The sequence below is a fragment of the Clostridium sulfidigenes genome (assembly GCF_000732635.1).
In the GTDB taxonomy this organism is placed as follows: Bacteria; Bacillota; Clostridia; order Clostridiales; family Clostridiaceae; genus Clostridium_J; species Clostridium_J sulfidigenes.
The window spans coordinates 76,339-94,727 of sequence record NZ_JPMD01000003.1 but is presented as its reverse complement, the minus strand read 5'-3'; the positions used below and the strand labels follow the sequence as shown (position 1 = coordinate 94,727).

The 18,389-nt window shown below is 28.3% G+C and carries 18 protein-coding genes; 14 read left to right on the top strand and 4 right to left on the bottom strand.

What is annotated here, in order from left to right; genetic code table 11:
* The first annotated feature begins 186 nt into the window (after positions 1-186).
* The 6 genes from IO99_RS02935 (at position 187) to IO99_RS02910 (ending at position 4,557) form a co-directional block, all read left to right on the top strand.
* Positions 187-894 carry an ABC transporter ATP-binding protein gene (locus IO99_RS02935; RefSeq protein ID WP_035130014.1) on the top strand — a complete coding sequence of 236 codons (708 nt, stop codon included), beginning with the start codon at positions 187-189 and terminating at the stop codon, positions 892-894.
* On the top strand, positions 894-2,018 hold the full coding sequence (locus IO99_RS02930) for a putative ABC exporter domain-containing protein (protein WP_035130011.1): 1,125 nt from the start codon (positions 894-896) through the stop codon (positions 2,016-2,018). The genes IO99_RS02935 and IO99_RS02930 overlap by 1 nt, the downstream gene beginning before the upstream one ends.
* Entirely contained in the window at positions 1,933-2,466 is a 534-nt protein-coding gene (locus IO99_RS02925; protein ID WP_423219412.1) for a putative ABC exporter domain-containing protein, read from the top strand. The genes IO99_RS02930 and IO99_RS02925 overlap by 86 nt, the downstream gene beginning before the upstream one ends.
* 405 nt (positions 2,467-2,871) lie before the next feature.
* Complete coding sequence (locus IO99_RS02920) at positions 2,872-3,273, top strand: DUF4430 domain-containing protein (RefSeq protein WP_167403019.1); 402 nt, start codon at positions 2,872-2,874, stop codon at positions 3,271-3,273.
* 1 nt (position 3,274) lies between these two features.
* Positions 3,275-3,790, top strand: a complete 516-nt coding sequence (locus IO99_RS02915) for a hypothetical protein (RefSeq protein WP_035130005.1) — start codon at positions 3,275-3,277, stop codon at positions 3,788-3,790.
* A gap of 215 nt (positions 3,791-4,005) precedes the next feature.
* On the top strand, positions 4,006-4,557 hold the full coding sequence (locus tag IO99_RS02910; RefSeq protein WP_035130002.1) for a GNAT family N-acetyltransferase: 552 nt from the start codon (positions 4,006-4,008) through the stop codon (positions 4,555-4,557).
* Between the two features lie 82 nt (positions 4,558-4,639).
* Here the strand turns inward: IO99_RS02910 and IO99_RS02905 are convergent, their stop codons facing one another.
* A complete protein-coding gene (locus IO99_RS02905; protein ID WP_035129999.1) occupies positions 4,640-5,566 on the bottom strand; it encodes a DMT family transporter in 927 nt (308 codons plus the stop codon).
* 473 nt (positions 5,567-6,039) lie between these two features.
* On the opposite strand from IO99_RS02905, the gene IO99_RS02900 reads away from it, so the two are divergent.
* The 5 genes from IO99_RS02900 to IO99_RS18250 all read left to right on the top strand — a co-directional run bounded on the left by IO99_RS02900 (position 6,040) and on the right by IO99_RS18250 (position 11,093).
* On the top strand, positions 6,040-6,993 hold the full coding sequence (locus tag IO99_RS02900) for an ABC transporter permease (RefSeq protein WP_035129996.1): 954 nt from the start codon (positions 6,040-6,042) through the stop codon (positions 6,991-6,993).
* The gene (locus IO99_RS02895; protein WP_035129992.1) at positions 6,983-7,942 is read left to right on the top strand and encodes an iron chelate uptake ABC transporter family permease subunit; all 960 of its coding nucleotides are present in this window, start codon (positions 6,983-6,985) and stop codon (positions 7,940-7,942) included. The genes IO99_RS02900 and IO99_RS02895 overlap by 11 nt, the downstream gene beginning before the upstream one ends.
* Positions 7,943-8,698: an iron ABC transporter ATP-binding protein gene (locus IO99_RS02890; protein ID WP_035129989.1), complete on the top strand. Its 756-nt coding sequence runs from the start codon at positions 7,943-7,945 to the stop codon at positions 8,696-8,698.
* Between the two features lie 291 nt (positions 8,699-8,989).
* Entirely contained in the window at positions 8,990-9,946 is a 957-nt protein-coding gene (locus IO99_RS02885; protein ID WP_035129985.1) for a siderophore ABC transporter substrate-binding protein, read from the top strand.
* A gap of 178 nt (positions 9,947-10,124) precedes the next feature.
* Positions 10,125-11,093 (top strand): GH25 family lysozyme, encoded by a 969-nt coding sequence (locus IO99_RS18250; RefSeq protein ID WP_051823882.1) that lies wholly within the window; start codon positions 10,125-10,127, stop codon positions 11,091-11,093.
* Positions 11,094-11,238: 145 nt separating this feature from the next.
* On the opposite strand, the gene IO99_RS02870 is transcribed toward IO99_RS18250, so the two are convergent.
* The 3 genes from IO99_RS02870 to IO99_RS02860 all read right to left on the bottom strand — a co-directional run bounded on the left by IO99_RS02870 (position 11,239) and on the right by IO99_RS02860 (position 14,747).
* Positions 11,239-12,810, bottom strand: coding sequence for an ABC transporter permease/substrate-binding protein (locus tag IO99_RS02870; protein WP_035129982.1), 1,572 nt, complete (start codon positions 12,808-12,810; stop codon positions 11,239-11,241).
* A 4-nt stretch (positions 12,811-12,814) separates the two neighbouring features.
* Entirely contained in the window at positions 12,815-13,939 is a 1,125-nt protein-coding gene (locus tag IO99_RS02865; protein WP_035129979.1) for an ABC transporter ATP-binding protein, read from the bottom strand.
* A gap of 181 nt (positions 13,940-14,120) precedes the next feature.
* On the bottom strand, positions 14,121-14,747 hold the full coding sequence (locus tag IO99_RS02860; protein WP_035129977.1) for a GntR family transcriptional regulator: 627 nt from the start codon (positions 14,745-14,747) through the stop codon (positions 14,121-14,123).
* 657 nt (positions 14,748-15,404) lie between these two features.
* Here IO99_RS02860 and IO99_RS02855 point away from each other — a divergent pair.
* From IO99_RS02855 to IO99_RS02845, 3 genes are all read left to right on the top strand, one after another.
* Positions 15,405-15,779 carry a YbaN family protein gene (locus IO99_RS02855; protein ID WP_035129974.1) on the top strand — a complete coding sequence of 125 codons (375 nt, stop codon included), beginning with the start codon at positions 15,405-15,407 and terminating at the stop codon, positions 15,777-15,779.
* A 473-nt stretch (positions 15,780-16,252) separates the two neighbouring features.
* Complete coding sequence (metG, locus tag IO99_RS02850; RefSeq protein WP_035129971.1) at positions 16,253-17,899, top strand: methionine--tRNA ligase; 1,647 nt, start codon at positions 16,253-16,255, stop codon at positions 17,897-17,899.
* 144 nt (positions 17,900-18,043) lie between these two features.
* On the top strand, positions 18,044-18,370 hold the full coding sequence (locus IO99_RS02845; RefSeq protein WP_035129968.1) for a hypothetical protein: 327 nt from the start codon (positions 18,044-18,046) through the stop codon (positions 18,368-18,370).
* The last annotated feature ends 19 nt before the right edge of the window (positions 18,371-18,389 follow it).

Sequence of the window (18,389 nt, the reverse complement as noted above, 5' to 3'; positions counted from 1 at the left end):
TTTCAACAAAGCCACTTTATTTGTTGTATTAGAATGAATTGTTAACATTTTATCATCTATACTTGTAATTAAAATGGTTATTGTATAAAATGTTAATATTGGTAATTAAAATCAAGTGCAAATGTGGATAACTATATTTAGTAAAAAATCTAGTATTAAGTTAAACTTTAAGGGATGGTGATTTTGATGTTAGTTATAAATAATGTCACGAAGAAATATGGAAAATTTGTTGCTAATGATAATATAAGTTTTCAAGTGGGCGATGGAGAGATAGCAGTACTTTTAGGGCCTAATGGTGCTGGAAAATCTACTATTATTAAATGTATATGCGGACTATTAAGATTTCAAGGAAATATATCCATAGAAGGTTTTGATAATAAATCCGTAGAAGCTAAAAGAATAATTGGATATATACCAGAAGTACCTGTACTATATGATATGTTAACAGTGGAAGAGCATTTAGAATTTATTGCAAGAGGTTATAATCTTACTGACTGGAGAGAATATGCTGAAAAACTGTTAAGGATATTTGAACTAGATGACAAAAAACAAAAGTTTGGGAAAGAACTTTCTAAAGGAATGCAGCAGAAGGTAAGTATTTGTTGTGCATTACTTCCAAAACCTAAGGTTATAATTTTTGATGAACCTTTAGTAGGTCTTGATCCCCATGGAATTAAAGCATTAAAAGAGTTAATAATGGAATTAAAAAATCAAGGTGCAGCAATGATAATAAGTACTCATATGATTGATAGTGTGAAAGAGTTCTGGGATGTAGCACATATCATGATGAATGGAAAAATTGCGGCTACAAGGGTAAAAGAAGATGCTGAAAAATCTAATGAAGGATTAGAAGAATTATTCTTTCATATCACTGAAGGAAAGGGTGATCAGTAGTGAAAGGAATAATTTATCTATGGAGAACAACCTTAAAAAATCGAATAAAGGATTTAAAGAATCATCCTGGTAAATTAATAGGATATATAATTTTGATAGCTTTAATGGTTTTTGTTTTTATAACCTCAGCTAAAACTTCTAATAATGTTGATGTAAATAGCTTAAGTCCAATGGCGGAGCTAGGAGCAATAATATATGCACTATTTATGTTTTTATTTACAACTCAAATCATCCAAGGATTATCATCAGGAGCTACATTTTTTAAAATGTCTGATGTAAACTTACTCTTTGTTTCTCCCATATCATCTAAAAAAGTACTTATATATGGACTTATAAGACAGTTAGGTACATCTTTATTTATATCCATCTTTATACTCTTTCAAGCTGGTGTACTTAAACAGAGGTATGGAGTAAATCCGCTAGGTGTAATAGTAATATTCCTAGGATATTTTATGTTAGTTTTCATAAGTAGTATCATATCTATGGCTATTTATTCAATTACTAGCGGAGATGACGGTAAAAAGAAAGCAGTAAAGATCTTAATTTATCTCCTAGTATTACCTTTGATAATTTCTATTCTATTTAATATAAAAGAAGGTGGAAGAGGTATAGGAGCTATAGTTAATGGGATAAATGTAAGTTATCTAGAATTTATTCCTTTTGTAGGATGGATAAAAGGAGTAATTTATGGTATTTTGATAGGCGAAACCTCTAATGCGTTAATATATATTATAGCAACACTTATAGGCATAGTATTAACTATAGTTATTCTTATGAAAAGTAAAAATGAATATTATGAAGACGTACTTCAAGCTACAGAAACTATGCATAAACGCATGGAAGATGTAAAAGAAGGCAGAATAGTAGAAGTTAAAGATACTAAGAAGATAAAATTAAAAAATGTTGGAATAAATAAAGGAAGAGGAGCTTCTGTATTCTTTTTTAAGCATATGTTAGAAAACAGGAGAGCAGGAAAATTTTTTTTTAGACAATACTACTTTAATTCAAATAGTAGTTGTGGTCATATTTACATTAACAATGAAGGACATAGGAAGTATAATAGCTACCTTTGCTATGGCCACATATATTCAATTATTTATGACTTTTGCAGGGCGCTGGGTTAGAGAGCTAAAAATGCATTACGTATATTTAATTCCTGAAAGTCCACTTAAAAAACTTCTATATATAGTTTCTGAAAACTTAATAAAGTGTTTTATAGATGGAATTATACTATTTGTTATTGCGGGAATCATATTAGGTTCTTCACCTATAGAAATATTAGTATGCATAATAGCAAGATTGGGATTTGGAATGTTATTTATAGCAGGAGATGTATTGTCTCAAAAAATATTCAAACAAGTTACAGGGAAAGGCTTATTAATGTTTTTAACAATACTTGCATTGATAATAATTGCACTACCAGGAATTATAGGTTCTATAATTGTAGCAATTATCTTTGATGTAGGAACAATTTCAATAATAATTACATTTGTATGGAATGTGTTCATATCTTTTATAATTATATGGTTATGTAAGAATATATTAAATAATATAGAACAGAATTTAGTATAAGCAAATTTATAATTGTTCAATTTATTCAGATATATATAAGATATGATAAATGTTAGATTTCTGTTAAAAACTATTTTTGAAAAGTATGAAAGTATAATTATAATAAAGTTTCTATCATAATAATTATTTAATCTGAATAGAATAATACAGTACTTATTTAAGTGATACATGTATATTTATGAAAAGTTTTAAGAATATAAAGCAATTATAAAATATCAAATCCTATTACGCATATTAAATATTTTATATGCATAATAGGATTTGAATCAGAATACATTGATTTTATAAAATATATATGATAGCATGGAAATGGAGTTTTTACATAGAGATAAGGCTAATAGTAGTCATGAAAATCTCTCTTTCTCTAATGAAGGAGAGTTATTTTATTTATTAGGAGGAGAAGCTATGAAAAAAAATATGAAGTCAATAATAATTTCTTTAATAGTTATAATTATTGCAATTGGTGGATTTTTTATCTACAAAAACTTTAATGCAAAACAAAAAGTTGAAGGAGATAAAACTATAGAAGTTACTGTTATAAGTGAAAAGGATAAGCATGAAAAAACTTATACACATAAAACCAATGCAGAAACTCTAGGAAAAGCACTAGATGAAATGAAGATAATTGTAGCTGATACATCTCAAGCTACTAGATTTATAACTGGAGTAGATGGACTAAATGCAGATGCTAACAAGCAAGAGTGGTGGAATCTAAAAATAAATGGAGAAAATTCTCAAACTGGTATAGATGATACTGCTATAAAAGATGGTGATAAGATAGAACTTATACTTACAATAGGTTGGTAATATGTATAAAACTAAAGATTTGATAATATTGGCATTACTTGGAGCGCTAATGCTTGTGTTGCAAGTTATGATGAGTGGAATACCTAATATAGAACCAGTATCCTTTTTACTGGTAATATATACTTTAGTATTAGGCAGAAGAGCATTGGTAGTTGTAGTGGTATTTAACTTTTTGCTAGGTCTTGTTAGTGGAATGGGAACTTGGTGGTTTGGATACTGGATTGTTTGGCCTATACTAGTACTAGTAGTACTGTTATTTAGAAAAATAATTAAAGAAAATTTTTTAGGTTGGAGTATAATATCCGGTGTGTTTGGAATGTTATTTGGAGCACTGTATTCAATACCATATATCTTTACAGTATCCACAACCTTTGCTTTAACTTATTGGATAAATGGAATACCCTATGATTTAATTCATATGGTAGGTAATTATTTTATTATGTTAATGCTTGGAAAAAGGGTATATAATTTATTGAAGAATTTAGTAGCAAAATATAATTTAGGCACTAAATTTTGAAGATAGATAGGTTTAAAAATATAAAAAGAACTTTGAAATTTCAAAGTTCTTTTTTATTTTTTTAGGATTGGATTGGAGAATTAAGCTAATAAATGAAGTAATTAAAATGCATTTATGTTATATTTATCATATAGTGTCATTGCCATAACATATAATTTATATAAAATATATACTAAAAGGTTAAGGAATAAATTGTAAAAGTTAAGAGGTGTAATATGAAGTTGCTAGAAACAGAAAGATTGATTTTGAGAAGCTGGAAAATATCGGATTTGGATGATTTTTATGAGTATTCTAAAAATCCTAATGTTGGTCCTATGGCAGGATGGAAACCCCATAAGAATAAAGAAATCTCTAAAGGGATACTTCAGTCATTTATAAAGAATGATGAGGTATGGGCAATTGTATATAAGAAAAATAATAGGGTAATTGGTTCAATTGGTAATCATAGAGATGTGAAAAGAAATTTATTAAAGGCAAGAATGATAGGATATGTACTTTCAGAAGAATATTGGGGAAAAGGAATTATGACTGAAGCAGTAAATAGGGTAATAAAATATTTGTTCGAAGAAATAAAATGTGAAGTAGTATCTTGTTATCATTATCACGGAAATCATAAATCTAAAAGGGTTATAGAAAAGTGCGGATTTAAATATGATGGAACATTAAGAATGGCTAGCGAAACTTATGATGGAAGAATATATGATGATCTATGCTACTCCATAACTAAAATGGAGTATTGTGATGAATATAAAATTAAATATTTATAGGTAAAGTATAATAATTATAGATTGAATAGATTTAAAATATAGACTCTATGAATAATTAGTTCGTAGAGTCTATTAATTTTAGTTAACTATTTTTAACTTTAGGCTTATTTACTATATATATTCCAACACATACAAATACAAGTGCCAACAGATTTTTCCAATGCCAAATAGATTCTTTTAAAAATATAGCAGAAAGAAAAACACCAAACACAGGTGTTAAAAAATTGTATATAGAAATTTTACCAACATTATTATGTTTTAATAAGATAGTCCATATTGTAAAAGCCACTGAAGAAAGAAGGGAGAGATATAAAAGTAATAGCATTGCTTCAGTAGAAGGTATAGAGGTTCGTGCACCTCCAAGTGCGCCTACAATTATAAGTAAAGCCCCTCCAAAGAGTAGTTGCCATCCTGTGACTATCATGCTATCTTCTCTCTTAGCTGCTTCTTTACTTATAAGAGATCCAATTGCAAAGGAAGCAGCAGCAAGAATAATAAATCCTTCACCAGTAAAGGTAAAACCACTTCCAACTTTACCACCTAAGTTAATTATAACTACTCCCATAAATCCAACAATACATCCTAAAACTTTTTGGAAATTTAATTTATCATCTGAATATATAAAATGAGCAAGAATTACAGCCATAAAAGTTGCAGTACCGTTTAATATGGACCCCTTAACACCGGTAGTATGAGAAAGTCCTATGTAGAAAAATAAATATTCTAAAGTAGTTTGAATAAACCCAAGTAGTGCAATATGACTTAAGGCATCTTTTTTAGGAATAGGAAATTTTTTTTGAATTATCCAAGTTAATAAAATTACTAGAAGACCTGCTAAAGCAAATCGATTGCCTGCAAAGAGAAGTTTACTAAAAATATCATTTTCGCCTATAGAAAATAAAGAGTAGCCAATCTTTATAGATGGATAGGCACTTCCCCATAGTAAGGTACATAGTAAAGCTAATAATAAAATCACACCACTTTTTTGAAAAACATCTTTTTTACTCATAATTTTAATAATCCCCTCTGTACATTTAAAACTTAAATAATTACAAATTAACTTATGTTTATTGTGAATATAGTTTTAAATATCTAATTATCTCAATTAGAATTTTACTATTATATGCAACCAATGTAAATGAGCATTATTATTTGTTATTTTTAACAATAAAATTCATCTTATCTAAAATTTAAAAACGAAATTTCAATATAAAAGTTCAATACAAATATATAAGAGAAATACAGAAAAATGGAGAATGGAGAATTTTGAGTAATTTAATCAAGTGTATTTAAGTTTTAAGAAGTTGAAAATGATTATCAATTAAGCTATTATGAAGTGACGATAAGTATTATCAATTAAAATTATGTTTCAATTAATAATGTAGTTTTATTGTTACATCAAGTATATATAAGTGTTTAAGAATATCACATAATTTAATACATAAAGATATTTAGGATACGTAATAAAGTTTTGGAGGAAATATGAAAAAGAAATATTTAATTCCTTTATTCATAATACTGTGTATGTCTTCAATATTTATAGGGGTTCAAAATATAAGTATTACAGATATAATGCAATGGAACCACGGTAAGATGAATATAATAATTTTAACTAGATTGCCGCGGCTTATTAGTATAGTGGTAGCTGGAGTAGGAATGAGCGTTGGTGGAGTTATAATGCAGCAAATTAGTAATAACAAATTTGTTTCTCCAAGTACAGCAGCTACCGTAGACTCAGCAAAGCTTGGGGTACTAGTTTCTATGCTACTATTTTCATCAGCAACTTTGATGCAAAAGATGATAACAGCATTTATATTTGCCCTTTTGGGAACCTTTGTATTTATGAAAATACTTAAAACCATAAAAATGAAAAATGTTGTATTCATACCTCTAGTGGGAATAATGGTAGGAAATGTTATAGGGTCTATGACAGATTTCTTTGCTTATAAAAACAATTTAATTCAAAGTATGGGAACTTTTCTCCAAGGAGATTTTTCCATGATTATAAAGGGAAATTATGAGCTACTCTATTTGACTATACCATTATTAATATTAGCACTTTTGTATGCTAATAAATTTACTATTATAGGAATGGGAGAGGATATCTCATCAAATTTAGGGATTAACTATAATAAGGTTGCCAATATTGGAGTTATAATTGTTGCATTGATTTCAGCTTTAGTAGTAATAAATGTTGGGAATATACCTTTTATAGGATTAATAGTTCCTAATATAGTATCTATGTTTAAAGGGGACAATCTTAGTAAGAATATTTGGGATACAGCTTTGTTTGGGGCAATATTTGTACTAGCATGTGACATTATAGGTAGACTTGTAATTCATCCCTATGAAGTACCTATAAGTCTTACTGTAGGAGTTACAGGAAGTATTATATTCCTTTACCTGATATTTAGGAGGAATAGAAATGAAGGATAATATAGATAAAAAGAAGTTATATATACTTGGGATAGTTGCATTATTTGTTATTGGCTTATTTTTGTTTGAAGGATTAAATGGTATAAACTGGGATTACAACCTATCAAAGAGAATACCTAAGGTTATAGCTATAGCAATTACTGGAGGATCAATAGCCTTTTCTTCTATGATATTTCAGACAGTAACAAATAATAGAATCCTAACGCCAAGCATACTTGGACTTGATTCCTTATATATGTTTGTACAAACCATATCCGTGTTTTTATTCGGAGCATCAAGTATATTTATGATAAACAGAAATGTGAATTTTATGGTTTCAGTTACCATAATGTTAGTTGGAACTTTAGTTCTTTATAAAATATTATTTAAGAAAGATGGCAATAGTAATATATTCTTTTTGCTATTGGTGGGAACAGTATTGGGAACCTTGTTTAAAAGTATGACATCTTTTATGCAAGTAATAATTGATCCAAATGAATTTGAAACATTACAAAGTAAAATGTTTGCTAGCTTTGCTAATGTTAATACAGATATATTGTTAATATCAGTAATAGCCTTACTAATCATTTTTGTATTATTTTATGATGATGTAAAAAAATTAGATGTTATGCTTTTAGGAAGAGATCAAGCTATAAACTTAGGAATAGATTTTGATAGATTTTCTAAAAAAATATTAATAGTTGTAGCAGTATTAGTATCAATATCTACAGCTTTAGTTGGACAAATAACCTTCCTTGGATTATTGGTGGTTAATCTATCTTACCAGTTTCTTAATACATATAAACATAGTTATCAAATAACAGGAAGTATATTGATAAGTATAATTGCTTTAATAGCTGGACAGTTCATAGTGGAAAGAATATTAAACTTTGGAAGTACAATAAGTATAATAATTAATTTTATTGGTGGAATTTACTTTATATATCTTTTAATGAAGGAGGGAAAATAAATGATAGAAGTTAGAGGTATAGTTAAAAAGTATGGAGATAATCCAGTAGTAGACAATGTATCTTTAAACATAGAAAAAGGTAAGATTACTTCTTTCATAGGACCTAATGGAGCAGGAAAGAGTACTTTACTATCAATGATATCTCGTATTATGAAGAAAGATGAAGGCGAAGTTATTATAGATGGTAGGGAGTTAGAAAAATGGAACACTAAGGAACTAGCTAAAAAAATAGCTATACTTAAACAATCTAACAATATAAATGTAAGATTAACTATAAAGGAAATAGTTAGCTTTGGACGTTACCCTCACTGTGAAGGTAGACTGACAAAGGAAGACACAAAGTATGTAGATGAAGCCATAGAATATATGCAAATTAAGGATATTGAAGATAGATATTTAGATGAGCTTAGCGGTGGACAAAGGCAAAGAGCATATATTGCTATGGTAATAGCTCAAAATACAGAGTATGTACTATTAGATGAACCATTAAATAACTTAGATATGAAACATTCAGTACAGATGATGAAAGTATTAAGAGGACTAGTGGATGATCTTGGAAAAACTGTAGTGATAGTTATGCACGACATAAACTTTGCATCAGTTTACTCAGATAAAATAGTTATTCTTAAAGATGGAAAGATAGTTAAAGATGATATAACTGATGCCATAATATCAAAAGATGTTTTAGAAGACGTATATGAAATAGATTTTCACATAAAGAATATAAACGGAAACAACATCTGCGTATATTTCTAAGTGAGACCCCAAATCTATGATTTGGCTGGTCGAACTTAAGTGACCATTTAAATCTATGATTTAATTATGGAAACTTACTCATTTGAGTGTAACGAAAAGGAGTTTCATTTCAAATAGTAAGGTGACAAGGAGTATCCTTACGAGCAAAGCGAGAAAAAGAAATCTATGAGTTGCATAACAATAAAGTATAATTTCTTTTTAAATTTAAAATTAAAGAAAGTTATTGCAAATAAATATTAACATATAAGGAAAATAGTAGTTGGATATAAATGAAAGGAATAGGTGAAACAAATGAATAAGAAAAAAATTAGTATAATAGTAGGAGTTGCAATAGTTGCTTTAATTGGTGTGTTTGCAGCTACAAAACTTGGTAACAAAGAGAATGAAGGGGAAAAAGGTGAAACTATAAAAATAATTCATACTGCTGGAGAAACTGAGGTACCTAAGAATCCAGAAAAAGTAGTAGTATTAGACTATGCATCTTTAGATATTATGGATTCATTAGATATAAAAGGATTAGTGGGATTACCAAAGAAAAATCTGCCAACTTATCTTTCAGAATATAAGGAAGAAAAATATACAGATTTAGGTGGATTAAAAGAATTTAGTCTAGAAGTAATCAATGAGATCAAACCGAATTTAATAATAATTGAAGGTAGACAAGCTGATTATTATGAGGAACTTTCTGCTATAGCTCCAACAATACAATTAGGAACAGATACTACAAAGTATTTAGAGTCATTAGAGTCAAATGTAAACATAATAGGACAAATATTTGGGAAAGAAGATGCAGCAACATCTAAATTAAAAGAACTTAATAAAAGAGTTGAAGAAGTAGGCAAAAAAGTAAAAGAGCAAGGTTTTAATGCGTTAGCTACTATAATTACAGATGGTTCTATGAGTGTATACGGAGCAGGATCAAGATTTTCAATTATATTTGAAAAGTTCGGATTTGTTCCAACAGATGAGAATATAGAAGTATCAAAGCATGGTCAAAATATAACTTATGAGTACTTGTTAGCTAAAAATCCAAACTATCTTTTTGTAGTTGATAAGTCAGCAGGAACAAGTGGATCAGAAGATTATTCAGCAGCTAAAGAAGTAATAGAGAATGAATTAGTAAAAACTACAGACACATATAAAAATGGAAATATAGTTTATCTAAATGCTCAAGCTTGGTATGTGGGTGGAGCTGGGCTTCAAGCAGCAGATTTAATTATAGAGGATATGGAAGGTATCACAAAATAATAATTGGTAAAATAGAAATAGCTATTTGACATCTTAAAAGTCAAATAGCTATTTTCATAGTGTGTTTAGTTGTTATAATACTCTAATCATATTAAGTTAGTTATATAATATAAAAAATTATAATTGAGAGTAGAATAAATTAATTAAGAACATATTTATATAGAGAGGAGGTGTTTCTATGGAAAGTAGAAATAGTAGTAATTATAAGGGGATTGATATAAGTAGTTGGCAAGGAAATGTAAATTTTAAAAAGGTAAAAGACAGTGGGATAGAAATAGTTTATATTAAAGCAACGGAAGGTATAAGCTATGTTAATAATTATTTTTCTTCATCCTATAAAAATGCTAAAGAGCAGGGTTTGAAGATTGGATTTTATCACTTCTTTCTAGGAGGAGTAGATCCTAAAGCTCAAGCTAGGCATTTTGTAAATACCATCGGGAATAGAGAATTTGATTGTAGACTAGCTATAGATATAGAACAGACTAATGGCTTAAATAAGAAATCTTTAACAAGCGCAGTAATAATATTTTTAGAAGAGGTCAAGAAACTAACTAGTAAAGGTATCGTAGTTTATACCTATACTAATTTTGCAAGAACTAGTTTAGATAGTAGGTTAGGAATATATCCTTTATGGATTGCGGAATATGGGGTAAGCAGACCTGCTAGTAATCCAATATGGAATCAATGGGTTGGTTTTCAATTTTCAAGTAATGGACAAGTACCAGGTGTAAGTGGAAATTGTGACCTAAATGAGTTCAATGAGGGAATATTATTAAATGGACAAAGTGTACCAGAAAGTCCAAGAACAAATGAAAATAATAAAAATGATAAATATTATATAGTACAATCAGGGGATACTTTAAGAAGAATAGCACAAAAATATAGTACAACCTATCAAATATTGGCATCTATTAATGGTATATCAAATCCAAACTTAATTTATCCAGGACAAAAAATAATATTGCCATCAGATAGTTCTTCATCAAAAGGTAATATTAGTAGTTCACCATATTATACTGTAAAATCAGGGGATACTTTAAGTGGGATAGCGAAGCGATTTGGCACTACTACTTTAACTCTAGTTAAGCTTAATAATATATCAAATCCAAATTTAATATACCCAGGACAAGTACTGAAAATAAAGTAAAATAACCTTAATGAGAAAAAGAGATAAACTGTACCCTGTAAGGTATACACAGAAAAGAGGCTGTGTTACCTTACAGGGTATTTTTTATCTGTTGTATTTAAAATCTAATCTATAACTTATTTATTGTAATAAAAAGTTATTATATTTATATTAGACCTTGTTTTTCTAAAAATTCTCGTGATACATCATCAGGTTCCATCTGTAGTTCATCAACTTTATAATTAAGTTCCATCATAATGTCATCATTAAGGATAGTTGATAATTGTTCCAATAGAGGAATTATTTCTGGATACTCTTTAAGAGTTTCACCTCTAACTATAGGCATAGCATAATAGGGTGGGAAAAAGTTTTTATCATCTTTTAATGTCTTTAATTTAAATTTCTTTAGCAATCCGTCTGTTGCGAAGGCATCTACCACATCTATCTCTTTGCTGATTAAAGCAGTGTATCGTGGAGAACCATCAAGTCCTATAGAATCTTTAAATGAAAAATTGTATTTTTTGCTTAGTCCAGGAAGACCATCATCCCTGTTTAAGAATTCTAAGGTAGTTCCAGACTTTAGGTTAGTAGCAATGAGTGAAAGATCACTAATGCTTTCTAAATTATACTTTTCAGCTGTTTCTTGTTCAACAGCTAAGGTATAAGTATTATTAAAGTTCATTTGTTTTAAAACTTCAATATTGTATTTTTCTTTGAAATCATTTTTTACAGTAGCATATACTTTTTCCATATCACTTATAGGAGGGTTGCCTAAGGTATCTCCATAAGCTGTCCCACTATATTCAATATATAAATCTATGTCATCAGATTTTAAAGCAGAAAAGCACACTTGAGTACCACCAAGATTTATTTTACGATTTACTGAAATATCTGTATTTTCTTCAATTAAATCTGAAACCATGTGGCCTAATATCATTTGTTCACTAAAATCTTTACTCCCTACAGTAATTACTTTTGAGTTAGTATTAACGTTAGTAATTGCAGAAAATATAAATATTAGAATAACAAAAATACTTGAGATTGCTAATATTCCTTTTTGTATTTTACGAGTTTTCATGAAATCTTTTTTTGTATTAGACTTAACCTTTTGTAAACTGATTGGAGTTGTTAGTTTTTCAACAATACTAGCTAGAAAATCTACAGCCAAAGCTAGTATACATGCTGGGATTGCACCAGCTAGTATTTGATTATTATTCACAGTTCTTATTCCAGAGAATACAAGGTAACCTAATCCACCGGCACCTATAAAGGCAGCAATGGTCATTAAGCCAACAGCAGTAACAGAAGAAATTCGAACTCCAGCCATTATAACAGGGAGAGCTAATGGAATTTGAATTTTTGTTAGAATTTGAAATTTTGTCAATCCTATTCCTTTTGCGGCTTCAATTGTCTGTGGGTTAATATTAGAAATCCCAGTATAAGTATTTTTGATTATAGGCAACAGGGAATATAGAATTACTGTTGTAACTGCAGGGAGAGTTCCTATACCTAAAAATGGTATGGAAAATCCTAATAAAGCCATACTAGGGATAGCCTGAATAATATTTGCTGCTCCAAGAATTGGTTTATTTAACTTCTTGACATAGGAAATTAGAATTCCTAGGGGAACACCTATTAAAATTGCTAGGCCAACTGAAATTGCAGTAAGTCTGATATGCTCAATCAATAATGATATAATTTGTGTTTTATTTTGTAAAATGTATTCTAAAATATTCATATTACTACGCCTCCTCTTCTATATATTGTTGACTAAGCGTTGTAACAAGACTACTTTCAGTAATTAATCCAATAAGACTGCTACTATCATTTAAAACAGGAACTGTTGAAATATTATTCTCATTTACAATTTTTAAAATATCAATTATAGTATCATTTGGAGAAACATAAATATAATTATTGTTAAGAATAGAACTGACTTGAATTGATTTATCATCAATTGATCGCATTTGTTTTGCCTTTACTATTCCTTGCAGTTTTTTTGATTTGTTATCAACAACCATTAAGCTATCAACTTTGTACGAACGCATCTTTTCTATACATTTAAATATTGATAGGTTCCTAGAGCAAGTTATAGGATTTTCTATCATAATATCTTCAGCTTTAATAAAGTCAGGAGAGGTCCAGATTCTTTTTTTACCAACAAATTGTGAGACAAAATCATTAACGGGGTTTTTTAATATATTTTCAGGTGTATCGTATTGAATAATTTTGCCTTTATCCATGATACACATCTTATCTGATATTTTTATAGCTTCATCCATATCGTGGGTTACAAATATAATAGTTTTCTTTAGTTTTGATTGTAAATTCACAAGTTCATCTTGCAAACTTGAACGTGTAATTGGATCAAGAGCTGAAAATGGCTCGTCCATTAATATTATATCTGGATTAGTGGCAAAGGCTCTTGCGACACCTACTCTTTGTTGTTGCCCTCCACTTAGTTCTACAGGGTATCGATTAAGAAATTTATCACAATCAAGACCAACCATATCCATTAAATTATATGTTTGTTGTGTAATGTCTTCAGGATTTTTATTTTGAACTTTTGGTATTAGTTCAATATTTTCTCTTATGGTCATATGAGGAAATAAACCTGTTTGCTGAATAACATAACCCATATTTCTTCTAAGATCTATTACATTTTTAGTGCTAATATCTTCATTGTTAATATAGATTTTACCAGAAGTTGGTGTTATGAGACCATTTATCATTTTTAGTGTAGTTGTCTTTCCACAACCACTTTCACCTATAATAGCTACTAATTTACCTTTTTCAATCTCAAAAGAGACATCAGAAAGAACAGTGGTATTTTTAAATTTTTTTGAAATATTCTCGAATTTTATCAATGTAAATCCTCCTTTGTAAAGTAACAACCTAATTATAAATGCAAGTTGTTACTTTGTCAAATTCAAAAAAATAAACTATCGCAAAAATATATTAATCTTAGTTCATATACTAGCAAAGATTAATAAATTATTTTCTGATAGTTTAATTAATTTATATTAATTTTATTACATACAATTTAAATTAGGGATATAAATATTTTTTTACACGCTCAATGCAATTTTCATCTCCAACAAAATAAAATATATCATTTTCTTGAAAAACTGCGTATGGTCCTGGTGACATAAGTAAAGAGTCGTTTCTTCTGATTGCTATTATTGTTGCTGAAGTATTATGCCAAAAGTTTATATCAGATGCAGATTTATTAATATAAGGTGTAGCAGATGTTATTTCTACTTGAAATGGTGTAAATGGATTTACAGAGCGTAATCTATCAGTTTTATCTATTAAATCAGAAAGACATCCATATAAAAATTTTATTTCTTTTTTTTGTCTGTCAACACTATCAATAATATCTTGCTTTAGATTACTTATAGTATTAATATCATCATGTTGTTTAACGAATTTTATAGCATTTTCGTAGGACTTTATAGTAACTCCACTACCTTTTGAAGTATCTACAATATTTAAGTCTGATAATACACAAATAGCACGCCTTGCAGTTTCAGATGAGACACCATATTGACTTGCAAGAGAAGATCTTGCATAAATCTTATCACCAACTTTATAATGACCATCAACAATTTTGGCTGCAACATCGGCTGCTATTTGTTGATATCTAGGGCTTGTTATTTTAAATTTATTCTCCATAATAATTCTCCTATAACTATATTAATAACAAAATTAAATATATCATATTTAATTTTAAATTAGTATATATTAGTACAAATAAAATTAGCATTCCACTTTATTGTAATGAATTGACATAGAATATAATAGTGATATACTTTAATTAATACCACCTATAAACGTTTACAGTTTGTAGGAAATAAGCTACTTTTAAAAGTAATAACACCTTAAAGAATATGTTAAAATTAATTTAAATATTTTTAGAGATGATATTATATAGAGTATACCCTAATATATTGGAATAAAAGACTAGAATTAAGAAAAAATTAAAATTTTGTAGAAAAATATATTTTGAAATTTTAGTATTTTGTATTATAATAACATTATAGAACAAATTTTTTATGCTATATATTAACAATTTAATATATATAATTAGTTTCATTTAAAATTTCCCTATAATTTTAAAAGAACTAGACATTAAACAAGACACAGACAGAAAAAGTCTACCATATAGATGGTAGGCTTTTTCTGTTTTTGTCTTGTTCACTAAAGATAAAGATTTAAATTATTAAAATAGAAAAAAATAATTGATAAAATATATTGAAATTAATTGTTGGTTATTATAATGTATACATATTAAAATGATTACCTCTATAAGGATTTAGGAAGGGAGTTACTATGAATAAGTGTAAAAAGTTTATATGTGTATCTGTAGGGTTGATATGTTTTACACTTGGAGCGATAGGGATTATATTACCTATACTCCCTACAACACCATTTTTGCTGTTAGCCTCTTTTTTCTTTGTAAAAGGGTCTGAGAGATTTGATATTTGGTTCAAGAACACAAAGATATATAAAAAACACCTAGATAGTTTTGTAAAGGAAAAGGCAATGACTTTAAAACAAAAGATGACTATATTGTTATTTGCTGATTTTATGATGGCATTTCCACTTATAATTTTAGATAGTTTAGTTATAAAATGCATTATTGTTTTGATGATAATAATTAAATATTACTATTTTTTATTTGTAATAAAAACTATTAATAATTAATAGTTTTAAACTTCAATTGACAAGTTGGTAAATATATATATAATTATAAGTATAATAGCTAAATGCAAAGAAAAGGAAAGTAACTTTAAGAATACTTATACAGAGAGCTTTCATTGGTGAGAAGAAGCAAAGGATATTAAAGAGAAAATGGCCTTGGAGCAGTGCACCGAGATTTAATATTAAGGCTGCAACGGGTTCACCCGTAATAGTGATAGAGTATAACTATAAACAGGATTTTTATGAGAAATTTTATCTATGTACTAGTCGTGGAATAAATTTCATATAAGCAATTTTAATTATAGCGTACTTGAAGAGATTTATATTGTGAAATGTAAATGAAGTAGGATGGTAACACGAAGTTTTAACTCTCGTTCCTAAGATTAATTTCTTAGGAGCGGGAGTTTTTTAGTTTTACTCCAAATTTATAATTTGGAGAAGTGAAAAATTAAATAGTATAAGAGGAGGAGCGTAGAATGAATATTTTAATTGGAGGAGCATGGCCATATGCCAATGGTTCGTTGCACATAGGACATATTGCAGCATTATTGCCTGGAGATGTTATAGCTAGATATTATAGAGCAAAAGGGGATGATGTATTATATATTTCAGGAAGTGATTGTCACGGAACACCTATTTCTATTAGAGCAAAAAAAGAGGGTGTATTATCAGAAGTTATAGCTAATAGATATCATGAGGAATTTAAGTATTGTTTTGATAAGTTAAATTTCAGCTATGATTGTTATTCAAGAACTGATGATAATCAGCATAAAGAAGAAGTAAGAAGGATAATTATAAGTCTATATGAAAAAGGCTTAATATATGAAAAAAAAGTAAGTCAAGTTTATTGTGAGGAGTGCAAACAATTTTTACCTGATAGATATGTAGAGGGAGTATGTCCGCATTGCAATAGTATTGCAAGAGGTGATCAATGTGAAAGTTGTTCAACCCTTCTAGATCCTTTAGAGTTAAAGGATAGACTGTGTAAATTATGTGGTAGTAAGCCAGTAGTAAAATCCACTAAACAATTATACTTTGCATTATCTACTTTTGAAAAAGGACTTAGAAAGCATTTAGAAAGGTCTAGAAAAAACTGGAGAATAAATGCAGTAAATAGTACAGAAAGATACTTAAATGAAGGTTTGAAAGATAGAGCTATTTCTAGGGATTTAGATATAGGAATAGATATACCAATTAAAGGATTTGAAGATAAGAAAGTATATGTATGGATTGATGCGGTATTGGGATATTTAACTGTAAGTGAGAAGTGGGGAAAAGAAAATAATAAAAATTGTAGTGATTATTGGAATAGTAGCAGTATTTCATATTATATTCATGGAAAAGATAATATACCATTTCATACAATCATACTTCCAGCATTATTAAGAGGAACAGGACCAGAAAGAAATCCAGATAAGGTTATTTCTAGTGAATATGTGACTTTAGAAGGAAAGAAAATATCAACAAGTAATAACTGGGCAATTTGGGTACCAGATATAGTAGATAGATATAATAGTGACTTAATAAGATATTTCTTTATTGCAAATGGACCTGAAAGAAGAGATGCTGATTTTACTTGGAGGGAGTTCATAAATAAAAATAATGGTGAATTATTGGGAGCTTATGGAAACCTAGTTAATAGAACTTTGGTATTTGTTAAGAAGAATTTTAATAGCAAGGTACCAAAAGGAAAAGTTGAAGAGTCAATTAAAAGTACTATAGAAGAATTATATAAAAATATTGGGGAAAATATAGAAGAAGGAAATTTAAAATCTGCCATAGAAAGAATATTTACATTTATACGAAGTATAAATAAATATTTTGATGAAGAAATGCCATGGATTACCATAAAACAAGATAATAAACAGTGTGAAAATACTATTTATAATTGTTTATATGCTATTGTAAACCTAGCAAATCTTCTAAATCCATTTTTGCCAGAGTCCTCAGAAAAGATTAAAAGTTGGTTTTATTGCGAAGAAAATAGGTGGAAAGAGATTCAATTAAATTCAGGAGTAAATATAAGTAATTTTCATGTTTTATTTGAAAGATTAGATAAGAGTATTATTGAGGAAGAATTAAGTAAATTAGAACTACATGGCAAAGATATCAAATCCACTTAGTGTCCATTAACAAAATATTTTAGAATATTATGATATAATTTATATGTTAGTGTATTATTAAAATTTTTGATAACTTCTTTTGTAAGAATGGTAACTTATAATTTGCTATAGTTTTACATTTAAAAGTTGGGAAGTGAGTATAAAATGGTGGGTAAATATAAAGTAGTAACTTTATGCGGAAGTACAAAGTTTAAAGAGGATTTTATAAAAGTTCAAAAGGAGTTAACTCTTCAGGGGATAATTGTAATATCAGTAGGATTATTCGGCCACGCAGATGGTGAATTTGGAACTATAATTACAGATGAAATTAAAATCATGCTTGATGATATTCATAAAAGAAAAATTGATATGGCAGATGAAATCTTTGTTATAAATAAGAATGGGTATATAGGCTCTAGCACCAGAAGTGAAATTAAATATGCGAAGGAACATGGCAAAAAAATAGGTTATTTGGAGCCTAATTATGAATAATTACTAATGAAAATAAGAT